This is a genomic window from Pseudomonas sp. SIMBA_068, from assembly GCF_046534705.1.
GTDB lineage: Bacteria > Pseudomonadota > Gammaproteobacteria > Pseudomonadales > Pseudomonadaceae > Aquipseudomonas > Aquipseudomonas putida.
On record NZ_JAWRYI010000001.1, the window covers coordinates 202,290 to 221,805 of the forward strand.

General features: G+C 65.1%; 15 protein-coding genes. 10 read left to right on the forward strand and 5 right to left on the reverse strand.

What is annotated here, in order from left to right; all coding sequences use genetic code 11:
* The first annotated feature begins 57 nt into the window (after positions 1–57).
* From SB756_RS00910 to SB756_RS00945, 8 genes are all read left to right on the forward strand, one after another.
* On the forward strand, positions 58–2,889 hold the full coding sequence (locus tag SB756_RS00910; protein ID WP_410909992.1) for a xanthine dehydrogenase family protein molybdopterin-binding subunit: 2,832 nt from the start codon (positions 58–60) through the stop codon (positions 2,887–2,889).
* Positions 2,882–3,418 carry a (2Fe-2S)-binding protein gene (locus SB756_RS00915; RefSeq protein WP_016498661.1) on the forward strand — a complete coding sequence of 179 codons (537 nt, stop codon included), beginning with the start codon at positions 2,882–2,884 and terminating at the stop codon, positions 3,416–3,418. The genes SB756_RS00910 and SB756_RS00915 overlap by 8 nt, the downstream gene beginning before the upstream one ends.
* A gap of 2 nt (positions 3,419–3,420) precedes the next feature.
* Positions 3,421–4,632 carry a cytochrome c gene (locus SB756_RS00920; protein WP_410909993.1) on the forward strand — a complete coding sequence of 404 codons (1,212 nt, stop codon included), beginning with the start codon at positions 3,421–3,423 and terminating at the stop codon, positions 4,630–4,632.
* 2 nt (positions 4,633–4,634) lie between these two features.
* Complete coding sequence (locus tag SB756_RS00925) at positions 4,635–5,606, forward strand: XdhC family protein (RefSeq protein WP_410909994.1); 972 nt, start codon at positions 4,635–4,637, stop codon at positions 5,604–5,606.
* Entirely contained in the window at positions 5,603–6,166 is a 564-nt protein-coding gene (locus SB756_RS00930; protein WP_410909995.1) for an NTP transferase domain-containing protein, read from the forward strand. Before SB756_RS00925 ends, SB756_RS00930 begins: the two co-directional genes overlap by 4 nt.
* Positions 6,167–6,569: 403 nt before the next feature.
* Positions 6,570–7,253 carry a response regulator transcription factor gene (locus SB756_RS00935; RefSeq protein WP_016498667.1) on the forward strand — a complete coding sequence of 228 codons (684 nt, stop codon included), beginning with the start codon at positions 6,570–6,572 and terminating at the stop codon, positions 7,251–7,253.
* Positions 7,250–8,572 (forward strand): ATP-binding protein, encoded by a 1,323-nt coding sequence (locus SB756_RS00940; protein ID WP_410909996.1) that lies wholly within the window; start codon positions 7,250–7,252, stop codon positions 8,570–8,572. Before SB756_RS00935 ends, SB756_RS00940 begins: the two co-directional genes overlap by 4 nt.
* A 152-nt stretch (positions 8,573–8,724) precedes the next feature.
* Positions 8,725–10,116 carry an aspartate aminotransferase family protein gene (locus SB756_RS00945; protein WP_410909997.1) on the forward strand — a complete coding sequence of 464 codons (1,392 nt, stop codon included), beginning with the start codon at positions 8,725–8,727 and terminating at the stop codon, positions 10,114–10,116.
* Between the two features lie 60 nt (positions 10,117–10,176).
* On the opposite strand, the gene SB756_RS00950 is transcribed toward SB756_RS00945, so the two are convergent.
* Both SB756_RS00950 and SB756_RS00955 read right to left on the reverse strand, forming a co-directional pair.
* On the reverse strand, positions 10,177–11,145 hold the full coding sequence (locus SB756_RS00950) for a siderophore-interacting protein (protein ID WP_341796354.1): 969 nt from the start codon (positions 11,143–11,145) through the stop codon (positions 10,177–10,179).
* Between the two features lie 72 nt (positions 11,146–11,217).
* Entirely contained in the window at positions 11,218–12,339 is a 1,122-nt protein-coding gene (locus SB756_RS00955) for a cupin-like domain-containing protein (RefSeq protein WP_410909998.1), read from the reverse strand.
* A 141-nt stretch (positions 12,340–12,480) separates the two neighbouring features.
* Between SB756_RS00955 and SB756_RS00960 the strand changes: the two genes are divergently transcribed.
* Positions 12,481–13,449: an alpha/beta hydrolase gene (locus SB756_RS00960; RefSeq protein ID WP_410909999.1), complete on the forward strand. Its 969-nt coding sequence runs from the start codon at positions 12,481–12,483 to the stop codon at positions 13,447–13,449.
* Between the two features lie 49 nt (positions 13,450–13,498).
* Here the strand turns inward: SB756_RS00960 and SB756_RS00965 are convergent, their stop codons facing one another.
* Together SB756_RS00965 and SB756_RS00970 are read right to left on the reverse strand one after the other, a co-directional pair.
* Positions 13,499–14,791 (reverse strand): aminotransferase class V-fold PLP-dependent enzyme, encoded by a 1,293-nt coding sequence (locus SB756_RS00965; protein ID WP_341796351.1) that lies wholly within the window; start codon positions 14,789–14,791, stop codon positions 13,499–13,501.
* Between the two features lie 17 nt (positions 14,792–14,808).
* Complete coding sequence (locus SB756_RS00970) at positions 14,809–16,155, reverse strand: dipeptidase (protein WP_341796350.1); 1,347 nt, start codon at positions 16,153–16,155, stop codon at positions 14,809–14,811.
* 186 nt (positions 16,156–16,341) lie between these two features.
* Here SB756_RS00970 and SB756_RS00975 point away from each other — a divergent pair, with 186 nt between their 5' ends.
* Complete coding sequence (locus tag SB756_RS00975; RefSeq protein WP_410910000.1) at positions 16,342–17,961, forward strand: PvdJ/PvdD/PvdP-like protein; 1,620 nt, start codon at positions 16,342–16,344, stop codon at positions 17,959–17,961.
* Positions 17,962–18,099: 138 nt separating this feature from the next.
* Here SB756_RS00975 and SB756_RS00980 read toward each other — a convergent pair whose 3' ends face one another.
* Positions 18,100–19,515 carry an efflux transporter outer membrane subunit gene (locus tag SB756_RS00980; RefSeq protein ID WP_341796348.1) on the reverse strand — a complete coding sequence of 472 codons (1,416 nt, stop codon included), beginning with the start codon at positions 19,513–19,515 and terminating at the stop codon, positions 18,100–18,102.
* Position 19,516 lies beyond the last annotated feature (1 nt).

Sequence of the window (19,516 nt, forward strand, 5' to 3'; positions counted from 1 at the left end):
CCCGCTAGCACTAGAATCAAAATAGGGCAGGCCCCCCAACTGCCCAGAGGATCAAGCATGTCCAACCGTGATATTTCCCGGCGCGCCTTCTTGCAAGGCGGGCTGATAGCTGGTGTCGGCGTGACCATGGCGCCACTCGGCAGCCAGGCATTCGCCGCCCTGATGGAGGACCGCGTCACCACCTCGCCGCAGAAGTGGATGAACCATGACGGCAAGGCGCGCTTCCGTAACGATGCCCTGTCCAAGGTGTGCGGCGACAAGGTGTTCGCCCGCGATATCCGCGCCAAGGACATGCCCGGCTGGCCCACGCAGCAGGGCCATGCGCTGCTGCTCAAGGCGACCAAGGCCGACCGTATCTATGCCGGTCACGACCTCAGCCTGCTCGGTGGCGAGCTGCAGCCTGACCGCATCGTTACCGCCGCCGATCTCGAGAAAGACGGCATTGCCTGGCCGGAAGCCCATTCGCCCGACCCGCTGCTGCCGCCCGGCAAGGTGCCGATGTTCATCGGCCACCCGGTGGCGATCCTGATCTGGCACGACTTCGAGCGCTTCCGCCAGGCCAAGCGCAAGCTGCAGTTCAACGAAAAGGCGATCCGTTACGGCGCCCAGGCGCCGCTGTACCAGCGCGACCCTTACGGCAGCTTTCGCTTCGTGCGGGTGGGTGGTGCCACGCCGTTCGACGACGATGATTTCTCCAGCCTGAAGAATTCCATGCTGTTCCCGACCATTCTCAACCGCAAGCCGGTGTGGTCGAAGCAGCCCAACCAGCACGGCGACCTGACCGAGCAGGGGCTGTTCTACGCCAATCGCATGGCCGAGCAGCTGGACAACCCGCCCGAGGACTGGCTGGTGTTCGACGAGCGCTACAAGACGCCGTCCATCGAACCCGCCGCGCTGGAACCGGACAACGGCAACGGCTGGTACGACCCGGCCAGCGGCACGCTGCACTTCGTGGTTGCCACCCAGTGCCCGTTCGAAGTGGCGCAGGAATGCGTGCATATGATCAAGCCGTCGCGTTTCGCCCTGAACACGCTGAACATGCACCCGGGCTATACCGTGGGCTACGGCTCGAAAGACAACAACATCTTCGTCTTCTACGCCGCCGTGGCCGCGCTGTATGGCGCCGGCGTGCCGATTCGCCTGGCCAATGACCGTTACGAGCAGTTCCAGAGCGGCATCAAGCGCCATGCCTTCGATATCCGCTACCAGCTGGCCGTGGACAAGAAGGACAACAGCTTCAAGATCTTCCGCGCCGACATGAGCTGCGACGGCGGCGGGCGCATCAACTACAGCCCGTCCGTAGCTGCGGTAGGCGCCACTGCTGCGCAGTCGATCTATTACATGCCGCAGAACGACCTGTCGGTTACCGCCTACCATTCCCGCGGTGTCGAGGCCGGCTCCATGCGCGGCTACGGCACCTTGCAGAGCATGGCTGCCACCGAGATGATGGTGGACGAAATCGCAGGCCGCCTGGGCGTCGATGCCATCGACCTGCGCCGTGCCAACGCGCTGAAATCGGGCATGAAGAACACCCAGGGCGCGGTTCCGGCGGGCGCGCTGCGTCTGTACGAGATTCTCGACAAGGCCGCCGTGCACGACTGGTGGCGCAACCGCGACGCACGCAAGCAGCAGATGGATGCGCAAGACCAGGACCACTGGTACGGCGTGGGCTTTGCGATTTGCCAGAAGGACTTCGGCACCGGTTCCGAAGCACCGATGGCCAGCATCGAGTTCAGCCGCGACGGCCGCATCAGCCTGCGCCACATCGGCACCGAGTTGGGCACCGGCATGTCTACCTCCCAGGCCCTGGTGGTCAGCGACTTCCTGGGGCGCTCGGTTGACGAGGTGAGGACGGCGGTTACCGAATGGCCAGAGCTGCAACTGAGCACCAGCGGCAACCCGTACCTGATCAGCCAGCCCGAGCAGGACGCCGCGCTGCGCAACCCGCGCTGGGTCGGCAAGCTGGCGTCGCCATCGTCGGCGACCAACTCGGCCTTCTACTTCAGCCATGCCACCCGCGAAGCGGCGCGCGTGCTGTTCAACCACGGCCTGTGGCCGGCGGCCATGGCCATCTGGAGCCAGGGCCCGCATGGCGGCCAGGCCAACCCGCTGGTGGTACGCCGCGAGAACGCGGTGTGGGTCAACGGCGAGCTGACCGGTAACGGCCTGCAGCCGATCCCGTTCGCCCAGCTGGCACAGAAGGCCCACGACATGGGCCTGGTCACCGGCGCCAGCGTGCACGGTTTCAACCGTTGGAGCTGGGCCGAGGCCGACTTCGTCATCGACGGTGTGCGCGAGCGCTTCCCGCTTGACGCCGTGGCGGTGAAATACGGCGATGGCGCGGTGAACGCCAAGAAGGCGCAGATGAGCAGCCACGGTTACCACCTGCTCGACCGGCAGAACGCTGCCTACCCCGACACCCAGCTGAACAATGCCATGGTTACCTACTACAGCCCGGTGGCGACCATTGTTGAAGTCAAGGTGAACAAGGGCACCCATGAAGTGCAGGTGCTCAACCACCACAGCTGGGTCGAGTGCGGCCGAGTGTTGGTACCGGAGCTGGTCAAGGGCCAGCTCGAAGGCGGTATCGCCATGGGCATCGGCCACGCGCTGACCGAAGAAATGCCGATGTACGAGGGCGGGCCCGGGGAGGGCGACTGGAACTTCAACCGCTACCGCCTGCCGCATGCGCGCGACGTGGCGGTGTGGAAGCAGACCAGCGAAATCCTCCCGCCGCTGTCACCGACCGACCCGTCCAAGGGCATCGCCGAAGTGGTGATGATCCCGGTCGTGGGGGCCATCGGCAATGCCGTCGCCCATGCCATTGGCAAGCGCGTGCGCGATCTTCCCATCACTCCAGCCCGTATCAAGGAGGCCCTCAATGGCTAACCGTCCACTGCAACTGACCCTCAACGGTCAACCGGTCGGCCCGGTCGAGGTCCCCGCTGACCTGGCGATGATCGACTACCTGCACGAACACCAGAACCTCACCGGCTCGCGCCTGGGTTGCGGCCAGGGCATCTGCCACGCCTGCGTGGTGATCGTCGACAACCCCGACGGCACCAGCGAAGAAGTGCGCACCTGCATCACCGGCGCCCACTACTTTGAGGGCAAGAAGGTACGCACCATTGAGGGCCACGCCAAACCGGACGCGGCCGGTAACCTCACGCTGAACCCTATCCAGCAGAAGTTCGTCGACCTGTTCGCCTTCCAGTGCAGCTACTGCGCGCCGGGCTTCGTCAACGCCGCTACCGTGCTGGTGGAAACCGCCCAGCGCCAGCCATTGAAGAAGAGCGAAGTGGAAGACCGCATCGAGGCCAGCCTCGGGCACCACATCTGCCGCTGCACCGGCTACGTGCGTTATTACGACGCCACCCGCAAGGTGCTCAACGACCTCGGCCTGGTCAAGGAGGGTTGAGCATGGGCTTCGTTCGTAACGCAGTGGCATTGGCCCTGGGCCTGGCGGTCAGCTCGTTCGCCTTGGCGGCCGACGAGGCTCAGGTCAAGCGCGGTGAGTACCTGGCACGCGCGGCCGACTGCATGGCCTGCCACACCGCCGAAGGCGGCGCGCCGTATGCCGGCGGGCTGCCGATTCATTCGCCGTTCGGCACCATTTATGGCAGCAACATCACCCCGGACAAACAGTACGGCATCGGCAACTACAGCGCCGACGAGTTCTTCGCCGCAGTCACTGAGGGCAAGCGCAAGGACGGCGCCAACCTTTATCCTGCCATGCCTTACACCTCGTACCACCTGATCAAGCGTGAAGATTCGGACGCGATCCTCGCCTACCTGATGACCATACCGCCGATCAATCGCCCGGCGCCGCAGACTGCGTTGCGCTTCCCGTTCAATGTGCGCATGGGCCTGAGTGGCTGGAACATGCTGTATGGCAAGAGCGTGCAGCTGCAGCCAACCGAAGGCAAAAGCCCGGCCTGGCAGCGTGGTCAGTACATGGTCGAAGTCATGGGCCATTGCGGCGAATGCCATACCCCGCGCAACCCCATCGGCGCGTTGCAGCAGGACCAGCGCATGACCGGCGGCCTGCTTGGTGGCTACCTGGCGCCGAGCCTGCTGGCCCAGGACCTGGCCGAGCGCGGCTGGACCCAGCCAGACCTGACCACCTTCCTCAAGCATGGCATCAGCGCCCAGGGCAGCATGTTCAACGAGATGTTCCCGGTGGTGCACCACAGCACCCAACACCTGGAAGATGCCGACCTGGCGGCCATGGCCACCTACCTGCTGGGCGACCAGCCACCGCCGGCCAAGGCCATCCAGGCCGTTGCCCTGGAGCAGATGAGCGACAGCGCCAAGCGCGGCCACCAGCAGTACCTCAACGTGTGCGCCGGTTGCCATGGTGTCGACGGCGAGGGCAAGCCGCACATCGCCGTGGCCATGCAGGGCAACACCGTGCTGCGCCAGGGTGACTCGCGCAACCTGGTCAAGGTCATCCTCGAAGGCATCCGTGAACAGCAGTTCACCGGCTTCGAGCGCATGCAGCCGATGCCGGGCTTTGCCGACAAGCTCGATGACCAACAGGTGACGGATATGGTCAACTACCTGCGCCAGGCCTGGGGTGGATTGCCCGGTGACCTGAACGTACAGCAGCTCGCCGAGCTGAAGGTGGAATAAACGTGCAGCATCTCGATCTACAGGTGGTCCGTCAGGCCTTGCAGTGGTCGTGCAACGGTCAGCGGGTTTGGTTGTGTACGGTGCTCGCCACCTACGGCTCGGCGCCCCGCGCGCCGGGCTCGCTGCTGGCAGTCAATGCCAGCGGCCAGTGGCTGGGGTCGCTGTCGGGTGGCTGCGTCGAGGACGACTTCCTCGAACGTGTGGCCCTGGGTGAGTTCCCGGAGCCGGTTGCCATCGTGCGCTACGGTGACGACAGCGACCCGCGTTCGAGCATCCGTTTGCCCTGTGGTGGCGTGCTCGAGGTGCTGGTGGAGAACCTGCCCGCCGAGTGCGAGGTGCAGGCGCACCTGCGTCAGCTGGAAAGCGCGCTGCTGGGCCAGCGTCGGGTGCTGCGTGAAGTGAGCCTGCCGGACGGTACCCGCCAGCTGGCCGATGACCATTGCCAAGGGCCACGCGTCGAGCGGGATAGCGCCCGTGTTCGCCTGCGCGTCGGCGCCGCCCAGCGCCTGCTTCTGGCCGGCTATTCCAGCGTGGCGCATTTTTGCGCCGAGTTCGGCAAGGGCATGGGGTTTGAAGTCATCCTTTGCGAGCCGCGGGACGAAGTGCTGGATGGCGTGCGGCTGGACGGCATCGAAGTGCGCCGCGAGTTGCCGTCGGAGTTTATCCGCCATGGCGGTTGCCATGCCGACACGGCGGTGGTGGCATTGACCCATGACCCCAAGATCGACGACCTGGCGATGCTTGAAGCGGTGCGTACCGAGGCCTTCTATATTGGCGTGATGGGCTCCCGGGTGACCTCCGACAAGCGCCGCGAGCGCTTGCAGCGCATTGGCGGCCTGGGTGAAGTGGAATTGGCCCGTATCCATGCCCCGATCGGCCTCAACCTGGGCAGCAAGACGCCGGCCGAGATCGCGCTGGCGGTATTGGCCGATATCCTGCGGGTGCGCAACGGCATTGCGCGGGGGGCGCTGTGAGCGTGGTCGCCCTGGTGCTGGCGGCTGGGCGCGGTATGCGTTTCGGTTCCGACAAGCGCCGGGCGACCCTGGCCGATGGCCGCAGCCTGCTGGCGCATAGCGTGGAGCGGGCCCGGACGGTGTTCGATGACGTGCGTGTGGTGTTGCGCGAGGGTGAACGGGGGGAGGATTTTGGCTTGCCAGGCGATTACCGGGTAATCATCAGCCCCGACGCCGCGTCGGGCATGGGGCATAGCCTGGCAGCCGGCGCTCGGTCTTTGCTCGACAGCCAGGCCCAGGCAGTGGCGATTTTGTTGGGTGACATGCCGTGGATCGAGTCGGCAACCTTGTGCCAGCTGGCCGCGGCGGCCTCGGCTTCCACCATCGTGTTGCCACGCCATGCGGGGCAGCAGGGGCATCCGGTGATTTTCGGGCGTGATTTCTGGTCTGCGCTGGGGCAACTGTCCGGCGATGAAGGGGCGCGGGCGGTGGTGCGGGCTAATCGCGGCAGTTGTGTGGTAATCGAACTGGGAGATGCCGGGGTGTTGCTGGATGTCGATACGCCACAGGGGTTGATGTAGGGCCTAATGGTTCGCCACAACATTGTCAGCGCCTATCAGATCGAGCGCCGCCCGCGCGGCGCTTCGCAGCACAAGGCTGCTCCTACATCTGTTTCGGGCCAGTAACGCCTGTGCCAAGGCATGCGACCGCCTTTTTCGGCCGCCACGATATAGAGGTGTGCTCCGAGAGGGCGCGCGCCGCTCCCCCAGACAAAATTGGCCCGAAACAGATGTAGGAGCAGCCTTGTGCTGCGAAGCGCCGCGCGGGCGGCGCTCGATCTGCCAGGCGCTGAAAATGTTGTGGCGAGCACCAGGGCCACCCCTGCACCCAAGACGAGCACCCTGACCCACCCACAAAGGTCCATAATGCCCCCTTAATCCGCCCAAGGTGCAATGCCAGCCACACCACTCCGGGAGCCCCACCATGCACGTTCTGCTCTGCGAGGACGACGACCTGATCGCCGCCGGCATCTGCGCCGGTCTTACCGCCCAGGGCCTGACCGTGGACCGGGTGGGCAATGCCGCCGATGCGCGGGCGATGCTGCAGGCCGCGCAGTTCGACGTGATGATCCTCGACCTTGGCCTGCCCGACGAAGACGGCCTCAAGCTGCTGCGTCGCTTGCGCCAGCAGGGGGTGGACTTGCCAGTGCTGGTGCTCACTGCCCGCGATGCCGTCACCGACCGCGTCGATGGCCTGCAGGCCGGCGCCGACGACTACCTGCTCAAGCCGTTCGACCTGCGCGAACTGGCCGCTCGCCTGCATACCCTGCTACGGCGGGTGGCCGGGCGGGCGGTGAATGTGATCGAGCACGGGCCGTTGCGGTATGACCCCAGCAGCTGCGAGGCGAGCCTGGCCGGGCAGCCCGTCGACCTGTCCCGCCGTGAGCAGGCCTTGCTCCAGGCACTGCTGCAGAACCCCGGGCGGGTGCTGTCCGGCGAACAACTGAAAGACTGCGTGTACGGCTTCAGCGACGAAGTCGAAAGCAACGCCCTGAACGTGCATATCCACCACCTGCGGCGCAAGCTGGGCAACGGCATTGTCGAGACCGTGCGTGGCCTGGGTTACCGGCTGGGCCCGGCGCAGGCACCGGAAGAGGCTGCATCATGAGCCTGCGGGTTCGCCTGAGCCTGATCCTGGGCAGCGCTTTCGTGATCATCTGGGCGCTGGCCGCGGCGTGGATGCTGCGTGACCTGCGCCAGCAGATGATGTTTTCCCTCGACCAGCGCCTGGTGGCATCGGCGCGTATGGTCGCCGGGCTGATCGACCAGTTGCCACAACCGCTGACCGCCAAGGGCGGGGAGGCGCACTTTTCTGCCGACCAGTTCAGTGTGCCGGACGGCATGGCCTGCCAGGTCAGTTCGCTGCGTGGCGAGATCCTCGCCAGCAACCACAAGCACGATGGCGCCATGGACGACGAGCGCAGCGGCTTCCGTGACCAGACTATCGACGATGCACTGTGGCGCACCTTCACCTACAACCACGGTGATGTGCGCATCACCACTGCCGACCGGCACATGGAGCGCGAGGCGCTTAACCAGTCGATTCTGCTGGCGGCGTCGGCACCCGTGCTGATGGCCTTGCTCGGCAGCCTGGGGTTGTTGTGGATCGGCCTGGGCAAAGGCCTGGAACCCCTCAACCGCATGCGCGACGCCTTGCGCCGACGGCGAGCGGACAGTGTCGAGCCGTTGCAGGTGGCGGGCATGCCCAGCGAGTTGCAGCCCTTGCTGGAAACCCAGAACCAGCTGTTCCTGCGCATTGCCCAGACCATCGAGCGCGAGCGGCGCCTGACCGACGATGCGGCCCATGAATTGCGCAGCCCGCTGACCGCGATCAAGACCCACCTGCAGGTGGCACGCATGACCGATGGCGCGGTGCGCGAGCAGGCGCTGGAGCATGCCGAGCAGGGCACCGACCGAATGCACCGCACGCTGGAGCAGTTGCTGATGCTGGCGCGGGTAGAAGGCAGCCTGTCCTTCGAAGATGGTGTGCAGTGCAGTGCCGAGCAGGTGGCCCGCCAGGCAGTGCAGGACGCCGGTGGGGGTGACAACCGCCGTATCGTGCTACGTCTGCCTGAAGCAGCCACTCAGGTCTACCTCGGCATGCCCGCACCGTTGGCGGTGGCCGCCCTGCGCAACCTGCTGGACAACGCACTGCGCCATGGCGGCGACGAGGCGGTGGAGCTGGAGGTGCAGATGGCCGACGGCCAAGTGGGCTTCATGGTGCGCGACCACGGGCCTGGGATTGCCGAAGCCGACCTTGAGCACCTGACCGAGCGCTTCTGGCGCAATGGGCAGAGCGGGGGCTGCGGGTTGGGGTTGGCGATTGTCCAGGCGATCGTGCAACGTTGTGCCGGTAGCCTGCGCTTTGACAGCCGTAGTGATGGATTGCGGGTGCTCTTGCAAGTACCGGCGCGCTCCGGGCATTGATCTTTATCGGCTGCGCCGGCCTCTTCGCGGCTTCACCCGCGAAGAGGCCGGCGCAGGCAAAGTAAAATCCAGTAACAACCGCTAAATCCTCCCGGCACTCAAGCGTTTTCCAAGCGATAACTGCCCATTCGCTTGCTTGCGAGGATTTACCCATGTCCACCGCTTCCAGCCTTGCCCAGGTTGCACCGGTCAGCGCGTCGCAACCTTTGTACGAGTTTACCGAATCACCCCTGCTGCAACGCCAGCAACAGCAGGAGTCCAACGCCCGCAGCTACCCGCGGCGCATTCCGCTGGCGCTCAAGCGCGCCCGTGGCATCTATGTGGAGGATGTCGAAGGCCGCCAGTTCATCGATTGCCTGGCCGGCGCCGGTACGCTCGCGTTGGGCCATAACCACCCGGTGGTGGTCGAGGCCATCCAGCGTGTGCTGGCCGATGAGCTGCCCCTGCACACTCTGGACCTGACCACGCCGGTCAAGGACCGCTTCGTCCAGGACCTGTTCGGCATCCTGCCCGAGGCGCTGCGCCGCGAGGCCAAGGTGCAGTTCTGCGGCCCGACCGGCACCGATGCCGTGGAGGCGGCACTCAAGCTGGTACGCACGGCTACCGGTCGTAGCACGGTGCTGGCCTTCCATGGCGCCTACCACGGCATGAGCCAGGGCGCGCTGAGCCTGATGGGCAGCAACGGGCCGAAACAGCCGCTGGGCGCCTTGCTCGGCAACGGCGTGCAGTTCATGCCGTACCCCTACGATTACCGCTGCCCGTTCGGCTTGGGCGGCGAAGCCGGGGTGAAAGCCAACCTGCATTACCTGGAAAACCTGCTGCTCGACCCGGAAAGCGGCGTGCCACTTCCGGCGGCGGTGATCCTTGAGGTGGTGCAGGGCGAGGGTGGTGTGATCCCGGCCGATATCGAATGGCTCAGGGGGGTGCGCCGTATCACCGAGCAGGCCGGTGTGGCGCTGATCATCGACGAGATCCAGAGCGGCTTTGCCCGCACCGGGCGCATGTTCGCCTTCGAGCATGCCGGCATCGTGCCGGACGTGGTCACGCTGTCCAAGGCCATTGGCGGCAGCTTGCCGTTGGCGGTAGTGGTGTACCGCGACTGGCTGGATACCTGGAAGCCGGGCGCACATGCCGGCACCTTCCGTGGCAACCAGATGGCCATGGCGGCGGGGTCGGCGGTAATCAACTACCTGGTCGAGCACCGCCTGGCCGAACACTCCGAGGCTATGGGGCAGCGCTTGCGCCAGCACCTGCTGCAGTTGCAGCGCGATTATCCGCAACTGGGTGATGTGCGCGGGCGTGGCTTGATGCTTGGGGTCGAACTGGTGGACCCACAGGGCAATGCGGATGCATTGGGTCACCCGCTGGCCAACCGCGAGCTGGCGGCCAAGGTGCAGCGTGAGTGCCTGAAGCGCGGGCTGATCCTGGAACTGGGCGGGCGCCATGGTGCGGTGGTGCGCTTCCTGCCGCCACTGATCATCAGCGCCGAGCAGGTTGATGAAGTGGCGCAGCGTTTTACCAAGGCATTGATCGCGGCGGTCTGAATCATGGCGGGGGCCGCCTTGCCGGCGAAAGGAGCGCAAAGCGCCCCCGGTTATTTCCAGTCAATCAAAGGTCCGCCCGGCCCGCCAATAGCCCATCAAGGTCAGGCACTCGCGCTGCAGCCCGCGTTCCTTGATCAGGTAGCGGCGAATATCCATGACTGTCGCTGATTCCCCCGCCACCCAGGCATGGAACGCACTGTTGGCGCTACTGGCCTGCTCCCACAGTATCCGCGTGTCGATATCCACCTCTTCCAGCTTTACTCGCGGCGCGGCTTGCACCTGCGGCAGGCTGGCCAGTTCGCGCACTGCATGCTGCATGGCCTGGCCATGCTCGCAATTGAGCAACTCGCGCGGCAACCAGTGAAGGTCGGTAGCGTTTCCATGGCGCAAAGGCAGGCAGTCCGCTTCCAGCGGTACTTCGATAAACGCTTGCACCGGCAATTCGGGTTGGTCTTCGGCCAGTTGCTCAAGAATGCCGGCAATTGCCGGCAATGCCGTCTCGTCACCAACCAACAGCACGTTGCGTACACCCTGCGGCGGTTTCCATTCATACCCGCCGGGGTCGCCTTCATGGGCAAGATTGGGCGCGACCATCTGCAATCTCTCACCCACTTGCGCGTGCGTGGCCCAGGCCGAAGCGGGGCCGTTGACGCCATGCAGTACGAAGTCGACATCCACCTCCAGTGCCTCAGGTCGCAAGGCGCGGATGGTGTAGGTGCGCATCGGTGGGCGCCGGGCTGTCGGCAAGGCGCTGTGCGCAGCCTTCCAATGCTGCGCGTTGCTCAGGTTGGGCAGTGAGCCGTCGGGCGCGGGAAACAGCAGCTTGACGCGCTGGTCCGGCGCCAGGGTGACCATCTGGGCGACATCCGGGCCGGTGAATACCAGGCGAGCCAGCGAGGGGCTGAGGTGGATGCGCCGGGCAAGCACCAGGTCGAAAATGCGGTAGGCGCCGGTGGCGGGGGCGCGGCCTCTGATCAAGCGGCGCAGCCCTTGCTGCAGCGCATGGGTGATGCTGGCGGAGCTGGACATGCGATGGGCCTCTTGCAAGCGGTTTCCTCTAGGACGAGCCGCTGGCGCTGCAAATTAACCCCGCATCGGCCGTTACCAGCCGCGCCCGGAGTTCACCCAGAAGTTCACCGACAGCGAGGTCGACACCGATTCCACCTGGTGGAACCAGCCCTCCGGCAGGAACAGCAGGTCGCCGGCCTGCAGCACCACGCGCAAGAACGGCACGTCGCGCGCTGCGGGGAAGCGCTGGTAATCCGGGGCGTCAGGATTGAAATCGCAGCCGTCGAGGCCGCCTTTGGGGCTGGTTGACCACGTGCCCAGCGCAGGGCGGTGATGCGGCGCGGCGAGGATGAACGACTTCTGCCCCCACACCTGGGCGAACAGGTTGTCGGTGTCGTCGCGGTGCAGGGGCGTCAAGGTGCCTTTTGGCCCGATCCAGATGCGCGGTGCGATGAATTTGTCGCGGCTGAAGTATTGCGGGTAGTTGATCAGCGCCAGCAGCTTCTCCGGCACGATGTTGTTGCCCATGTAGGCCGGGGGGGCCCCCGGTTTGGTCGGGGTGTCCAGCGAGGCGATGAACGCGGCCATGGAGGTTGAGCGGAAATCGCGGTCGGTGGAGAAGGTCTTCTTCACGTAATCACCGTGTCGGGTGATGCCCTGCAATTCGGCGAAGTGCTCCAGTGATGCCTCGCGGCCCATGGTGAATAGCGGCCAGTCCTGCAAGGCAGCGCTGATGACCACCGGCGTGCCGTGCTTCAGATACTCGCTCTTGAAGCGTGCCACTGGCATGTCGGAGTGGGCAATGCGTGCCACCTCGCGCTGCACGGGCTGCGCGATCGACACCCGTTCGCTGAGGCGGGCAGGGGTCGGGTAACGCTGGTTCATCGACACCTTGGCCGCTGCGGCACCCCGACGGGCGTTGCTGATGATCTGCGGCAGCAGGGTGGCCAGGCCCATGTTGCCGGTAATCTTCAGTCGTGCGCTGGCGAACAGTTCCTCGACGTTGGCCGTACCGTCCATGATGCCGAGAAAGTCGCGCTCGGCCACCTCGATGGTGACATCGGGGGCGCTGTGCCGGCCGGCGCCGGTGCGGCTGGTGTCTCGTACCTCCGACCAGAAGGCCAGGTCCTGGGCGAAGACGAACTGGAATACGCCTTCGATGCCGACGGCATGGGCGTTGGCGAACAGTTTGCTGAGGATGCTCTGAAGGTCCACGGTGTGCCTCGGGCGGTGTTTCGTTGTGCAGGGATAACGAGCGCCTGCGCCAACGATTTAGCCGTATGGCGGTTAATTTTTCGGTGTGCTGCTACGTCCCGTAGGGAGGCTTGAGTCACATTGTTTACCCAAGGAACCCACATGGCACTGCACCCTGATCTGGCGGCATTTCTGGAATTGGTCGAGTTTGGCCGGCTGACGGGCAGGAGCCTGCCCATGCACGCGATGGACGTGGCCCAGGCCCGGGCCGAGTTCGCCGGTAGCTCGCAGGTGCTCGACCCGAGCCCACCGGGCAATGTCACGGTCAGCGAGTTGCAGGTTACCGCGCGCGACGGTGCCAGCCTGGATGCGCGCTTGTATCGCCAGGGCGAAGCGGGCGCAGACTTGCGACCGGTGATTTTCTACCTGCATGGGGGCGGCTATGTGGTTGGCAGCCTCGACTCCCACGACTCGGTGTGCCGCCGCCTTGCGGCCCTTGGTGAGTTCGCGGTGCTGGCGGCGGATTATCGGCTGGCACCGGAACAGCAGTTCCCGGTCGCCCTGCACGATGTGCTGGATGTTGCCAACTGGCTGGCCGAACAGGCAGCGGTGCTGGGCCTGGACAACCGCCGAGTGGTGCTGGCAGGGGACAGCGTGGGCGCCAGTCTGGCGGCGGTGCTGGCGATTACGGCGGTCGAGCAGCCCGAAGTGTTGGCGTTCAAGCCACTGGCACAGTTGCTGTTCTATCCGGTGACCGATATTTCCTGCCAGCGAGGCTCGCATCGCGAGCATGCCGAGGGCTACCTGCTGGAGACGCCAACCCTGGAGTGGTTCTACCAGCACTATGCACCGCAGCCGGAGCAGCGCCGGGACTGGCGGGTGTCGCCGCTTCTGTCGACGCTGTGTGAGCCGCTGGCGCCGGCCTACCTGTTCGTGGCTGAGTATGACCCGTTGCATGATGAGGGCATTGCCTACCGTGACTGGTTGCTGGCCGGCGGGACGGCTGTGACGTTTGCGCGGCTGCAAGGGCTGACCCACGACTTCTTGCGCATGTCAGGGATCGTGGGGCAGGTGGAGGAGATTTACCGGGATGTCGGGCAGTGGTTGAGAGGGATTGCCGGTCAGCCATGACTTAGGCTTGCCAGGGGCGCTTCGCGCCCCATCGCCGGCAAGCCAGCCCTCAAGCGCGCCGATAGCGCTTCAATACATCCACCAATCGCTCGATCTCGGCCTCGGTGTTCAACAACCCAGGCGCGGTGCGCACCACGGGCCCCGCATCCCGCGATACTGCGTCCACCACAATGCGCTGGCTGTTAAGGTGCCTGGCCACCTCATCGGCATCCTGCCCCTTGACCCTGAAGAAGGTGAAGCCCGCGGAATAGTGAGCGCTGCGCGGTGTTACCAGTTCGATCCCCGGCAGTGCCTCCAGGCGCTGCTTGAGGAAGTCGTTAAGCCCGTGGATACGCGCCTGTACGGCTGCCTTGCCCAGTTGCAGGTGCAACTCGAAGGCCTTGCCCAGCGCCCAGCGGTGCTCGAACGCGTGGTAGCCGCCTGGGGTCATCACCGTAGCGAAGTCTTCATTTTCGGAGAACGTGGCAATGGTCGGGGCCAGCTGTTTCAGCTCGGTGGAGGCTGCACATATGATCCCTGTACCGCGTGGCCCGAACATCCACTTGTGGGTGCCGGCGATGAAGTAATCGCAGTTGAAATCGGCGAAGTGCGTATTTTCGACGCCAAAGCCATGCACGCCATCAATCACATAGATGATCCGGTCCTGCTCGTCACGCTGGCGATTGACCTCGCGTACCAGCTTGCCGACCTCGCCCACGGGCAGTTTCACGCCGCTGCCCGAATGCACCCAGGTCATGCCAAGAACCCGGGTTCTCGGCCCGATCGCGGCCGAAATCGTGCTCAGCACCTGGTCGGTACTCACCTTGGCGGGGTCGTCGAACAGCCGCAGGCGCCGCACAGCCGTGCCATCGCGCGCGGTGCGAAAGCCCATGGTATGGCGGGCCGCCGAGTGCTCGTGCACGGTAGTAAGAATTTCCTGCCCCGGCGCAATCTTCAGCCCACCATAGATCAGCCCCAGGCCTTCGGTGGTGCTGCCGGTCAAGGCAATCTGCCGCGGTTTCACTTCAAGGTACCGCGCAGCCCATTCACGCACGTCAGCTTCGTGCTTCCATTCCGACTGGCTGTCCCAGTCGACCATGTAGGCCGGTTGGCGGTCGAACTGTGCGCGCAGGGCTTCGATGGCTTCGCGTACGGGCCTTGGGTGCGAGGTGATCAGGAAGTTGGCAAAGTGTGCGTAGGTCGGGTCCAGCTCGAACAGGCCGCGAAACGCGGCCCAGTCATCGGCCGTGGCGGGCTTCGCCGGTGCAGCGTGGGCGACAGGCAGCAGCGGGCCGGGGCCGGTCAGTGGCAGGGCGGCAGCCAGCAGGCCGGCCTGCTTGAGGAATGTGCGACGGTCGTTCATCAAGGTGCTCGCAAGGGTCATGGGGACGAAGTGGCGACGGGTTGCGCGGCGCGCTGCACCTGCTCCCACACGCGCAGAAAGTTGCCGCCCCAGAGCTTGGCGATATCTGCTTCGGAATAGCCGCGGCTGATCAGTTCGGCTGTGACGTTGCGTGCTTCGCCTGCGTTCTGCCAGCCCTCGATGCCGCCGCCTTCGTTGAAGTCCGAGCTCAGGCCGACGTGGTCGATACCGACCTTGCGTACGGTGTAGTCGATGGCGTCACCATAGTCCTTGAGCGTGGCAGGTGGTTCTTCGTCGAGGATGCCGTACAGCTCGTTGGCGTACTGGCCGACCTTCTGCTCGGGCCAGCCGGCGATCACCGGGTCGCCAGGCATCAGCGCGTAGTTAAGGTTGGCCAAGGGCGGCAGGCCATAGCGGGCGCGCAGGATGTCGAGTTTGTCCTGGGTCTTGCTGCTCAGTGGCTTGAGGTAGGTGGAGAAGGCCACCAACTGGATTACCCCGCCGCTGTCCTTGATCAGTTGCAGCTCCTTGTCGGAGAGGTTGCGGTTGATGTCGACCATCGCTCGTGGCGCCGAGTGCGAGGCCACCAACGGCGCGCGGCTCAGGGCGGCCACCTGGGCCAGCGCCTTGCTCGACATCTGCGACACGTCGATGATCACGCCCAGGTCATTCAGCCGTTGCACGGCGCGCTTTCCGGTTGGTGACAAGCCTTCCAGCGCATCGACGGTGTCATTGAAGAACGGCAGCGGGCGCGAAGAGTCGGCCCAGCTGTTGTTGCCCACGTAACTGAAGCCGAACATACGCACGCCGCGCGCGGCCCAGCGGTCGAGCTGGTCGATGTCGTCACCCAGGGCATAGGCGTTTAGCATGCTGAGAAATACCGCGAACTTGCCTTCGCCATGCAGGCGCCGCATGTCTTGCGGGGTATAGGCAATACCGACCTGCTGCGGGAAGTCGCGGACCATGGCGGTGATGGCGTTGTAGCGCACCTCCTGGGTGTGGCGCGCGGCCTCGACGAAGCCTGGGGTAGGGCGGTGCGGGCCATCGTTGCCGGTCCAGGATTCTGGCCAGGCGAAGATGGTCAGGGCGGCTGCTGACAAACGGCCCTGTGCGGCCTTGGCCAGGTCGAAGCGGCCATTGCCATCCTTGTCGGCCTCGCTGCCTTCGGTCCCGAAGGTCAGCGGCAACGTGATGTGGCTGTCGAACGAGATGATGCGTTCCTGCAGGTCGTTGGCCTGGCGGGTCACCTCGCGGGAATAGCCGGCTGGGGTGGCCAGGTAGTGCCAGGCGGCAAACCCGGCACCGGCGGCAATCGCCGTGGCCAGGCTGATAAACAGGGCTTTCTTCCAGCGTGGAGTCGTCATCTTGGTCTCAGTAGGTTCACCGTCAGGGATGGGCACAGAGGCCGCCGCTACCTGCAATGAACGAGCTCGCACGCGCAAAATTTAGCCAGCGTCCTTGGTCATGCGCCGTTAAATTTCGCTGTCCGTGCAACGTTCTAGCCTTGGACGGGCCGTGCTCCATGGCCGCTATGAATGCACAGGTAAGCAATGACGATTTCCCGACGCGGTTTCATCGCCGGTGTGGCATTGACGGGTGTGGTGGTACCTGGCGCGCTGGGGGCGTTGTATGTGCAGCGCCAGCGGGATGCCGAAGCGTTTCCGCAAACCCCTGGCGAGGCCGTGGTCGAGTTGGCCGACACCGCCTTGCAGCAGTTGGGCGATACCCTGCGCGGCATCTGGCGCTGGACCCTGCAGGGCAAGGATGCGGGGCTGGATGGCCTGCCGGGAGGTGAACTGGAGTTGTTCCTGGATGTGGCAGCCAGCGGTCGTGCACTGCGCGGTTACCTGGACACTCCAGAGCGCCTGCGTGGGGACGAGGAGCCGCGCTACCGGGTGGTCGGCGACCTGCTGGCGGACAAGCCGGGCACCGTGCGCTGGCGGCTGTTTTCGGCCCAGGCGCGCTATGAATGCCACATCGTGCTCGATGAAGTCTGGGGGCGGTTCGGCAATGCCGGTCCGGCAACCCTCAACGGGCACATTGCGCGCATGGACCGTGCGCTGACATTGCCGGTGGAGGACAACCACTTCCTGGCGTTGAAACGCACCTTCCCCGAAGCGCGCGAACGAACCCCGCTGAACCCTCGACTGCTGGCCTGGCTCATTGCGCCGGAGCATCGCCTTTTTCATCAGTTGTGGCACTCCTCGCGGGACAAATGGCACAAGCTGGACAAGAGCAAGCAGAAGGCCCTGCGTGGCCTTGGCTGGCAACCGGGGCCGCGTGACCGCGAGCGTGACGCACGCGGGCGGCACAAGGACCGCAACGGTTCGGGTGAGGACTTCTTCTTCATGCACCGGCACATGCTTGGCAGCGCCCGTGCCCTCCAAGACCTGCCCTCCTGGCCGCGCTTTCCGCTGCCACAACCGGAGCTGGAGCGTGACCGTGCAGGCTTTGCCCGCTACTTCGATAACCACGACGGCAATGCCCTGCCACCCACCTGGCTGGCCAGTGATGACGAGGAGTACACCCAGTGGGTACGTGACATCAAGTCACCGGATACCTTCCACGGCAATTTCCAGGTCTGGGAGTCGCGGTACACCGACCCGGATTACTTGAGCAGCCTGACCCTGGGCCAGTTCGGCTCGGAGGTGGAACTGGGCCTGCACGACTGGTTGCACATGCGCTGGGCATCGGTGCCGCGGGACCCTTCCAACGGCATGCCGGTGCCGACGGCGCGCTCCCCGGACGATTTTGCCGAACGCTGGTTCGCGGCGGACAACGACTTTCTCGGAGACCCGTTTTCTTCTCATGTGAACCCGGTGTTCTGGCATTTTCACGGCTGGATCGACGACCGTATCGAAGACTGGTTCCGTGCCCATGAGCGGCTGCACCCGGGCGAGGTGCGGCGGCTGGAGGTTAACGGTGTGCAGTGGTTTGCGCCGGGGCGTTGGGTCGAGGTGGCAGACCCGTGGCTGGGGCCGGACACCCACGGTTGCTCGACCGTACCGGGACTACGGCCCGGGCGCAGCGTGGAGATGGACCCGGAGACGATGAAGCTGGCATTGCGCATCATTTACAGTGATGAAGACCTGTTCGACAAGTTGCAGCCCAAAGTACCGAAGCGGCCTTGGTATGCGCGTAACCTCAGGCTGGCGCAGCGTTCGGGCTGACTGGCGGCGCGTTGCGCCCCAATCGCGTCACAAGGCCGCTCCCGCAGGTCGGCGCACGGCTTGAATCTTGCGCGGTCAATGTGGGTGCGGCCATGCGTCGCGATTGGGCTGCGCAGCAGCCCCCGAAGAAGACTCGGACTAACGTTCGACCTGCCACCCCCCACCCAATGCTTTGTACAACGCCACGCTAGCCTGCAGGCGGGCCAGGCGCAGTTGCGCTTGCTGGTCCTGCGCCACATACAATGTGCGCTGGGTTTCAAGCACGCTCAACAAGGTCTCGGCCCCCGCGCCGTAACGCTGCTGAGCAAGGTCGAATGCCAGTCGTGCCTGCTGCACCTCTTCATCCTGCCATTGCCGCTGCTGGTCCACACCGTGGATCGCATTGAGCGCTTTCTCGACATCGGCAAAGCCCGCCAGGATGCTGCTGCGGTAGGCCTCCAGCAATTCTTCCTGTTCAGCCTCGGCCAGCTCTCGGGCAGCGCGTAGTCGGCCGTTGTTGAAAATCGGCGCGACCAGGCCGCTGGTGAGGGTGTAGTACGAGCTGTCGAACAAGTGGGCAAAGGTATTGGCGCCAGCGCCCAGATTGGCCCCTAGGGTCAGCTTGGGGAGCATGGCGGCGCGGGCGACCTGCACATTGGCGCTGGCTGCAGCCAGCCGCGCTTCTGCTGCGGCAATGTCCGGGCGGCGTGTGAGCAGTTCGCTGGGTAGACCGCTGCCAATGGTCGGCCATTGCAACGCATCGATCGCTTCCGGGCTGGCGGGCAGCGACTGCACGGGGTCGCCGAGCAGGGTTGCCAGCGTAACCCGGCTGTCTTGCCATTTCTGCTCCAGCAATGGCAGCTGGCGTTGCTGGGTGGCCACCAGACTGCGCTGCTGGGCCAGTTCCAGACGCGTGGCGGAGCCGCTACGCTGGCGCGTCTCTACCAGGCCTAGCACGTCCTGGGCATTGCGCAGGTTGAGGCGGGCAATGCGCAGCTGCTCTTCCAGGGCCAGGCCCTGCAGGTAACTGTCGGCGACTGCGCTGACCAAGGTCAGCTCCACCGTCTGGCGGTCGAAGCGGCTGGCGTCGAGGCTGCGCAGGGCGTTGTCGCGCGTTGCCCGCAGGCCACCCCAGAAGTCGATTTCGTAGCGGGCGCTGAGCTGCGCGTCGAACGATGTGCTGGTGGGCGCGTTACGGCTTACGTCCAACTGGTCATTGCCTTCGCCATGCAGCAGGCGCTGGCGGCTGCCGTTCAGGTCCAGTTGCAGTTCTGGCAACAAGGGTGCGCCTGCAATGAGCGCGCGGGCCTGGGCCTGGCGGACGCGCGCCGTGGCAGCAGCCAGATCGTGGGCGTTGACCAAGGCGTGCTGTACCAGGCGGTCCAGCTCGCGACTGGCGAAGCTGTGCCACCACTGTGCTGCGGGCAGGTGGGCCGAAGGCGCTGCGGCATCGCCTTGCCAGGCAGGTGGCGCGACGATTCCACTGGTAGGCGTGGGGGGAGTGCTGCAGGCGGCAATGGTTGCACAAAGGGGCAGGCACAACGTCAACAGGCTGATGCGGCTAGGCAATGTCATG

Excerpts from the sequence above, each read along its gene's own strand:
- SB756_RS00915 (WP_016498661.1), top strand. The coding sequence starts at position 2,882 with ATGGCTAACCGTCCACTGCAACTGACCCTCAACGGTCAACCGGTCGGC.
- SB756_RS00950 (WP_341796354.1), bottom strand. The coding sequence starts at position 11,145 with ATGTCCAGCTCCGCCAGCATCACCCATGCGCTGCAGCAAGGGCTGCGC.
- SB756_RS00910 (WP_410909992.1), top strand. The coding sequence starts at position 58 with ATGTCCAACCGTGATATTTCCCGGCGCGCCTTCTTGCAAGGCGGGCTG.
- SB756_RS00960 (WP_410909999.1), top strand. The coding sequence starts at position 12,481 with ATGGCACTGCACCCTGATCTGGCGGCATTTCTGGAATTGGTCGAGTTT.
- SB756_RS00920 (WP_410909993.1), top strand. The coding sequence starts at position 3,421 with ATGGGCTTCGTTCGTAACGCAGTGGCATTGGCCCTGGGCCTGGCGGTC.
- SB756_RS00970 (WP_341796350.1), bottom strand. The coding sequence starts at position 16,155 with ATGACGACTCCACGCTGGAAGAAAGCCCTGTTTATCAGCCTGGCCACG.
- SB756_RS00935 (WP_016498667.1), top strand. The coding sequence starts at position 6,570 with ATGCACGTTCTGCTCTGCGAGGACGACGACCTGATCGCCGCCGGCATC.
- SB756_RS00965 (WP_341796351.1), bottom strand. The coding sequence starts at position 14,791 with ATGAACGACCGTCGCACATTCCTCAAGCAGGCCGGCCTGCTGGCTGCC.
- SB756_RS00975 (WP_410910000.1), top strand. The coding sequence starts at position 16,342 with ATGACGATTTCCCGACGCGGTTTCATCGCCGGTGTGGCATTGACGGGT.
- SB756_RS00945 (WP_410909997.1), top strand. The coding sequence starts at position 8,725 with ATGTCCACCGCTTCCAGCCTTGCCCAGGTTGCACCGGTCAGCGCGTCG.
- SB756_RS00980 (WP_341796348.1), bottom strand. The coding sequence starts at position 19,515 with ATGACATTGCCTAGCCGCATCAGCCTGTTGACGTTGTGCCTGCCCCTT.
- SB756_RS00940 (WP_410909996.1), top strand. The coding sequence starts at position 7,250 with ATGAGCCTGCGGGTTCGCCTGAGCCTGATCCTGGGCAGCGCTTTCGTG.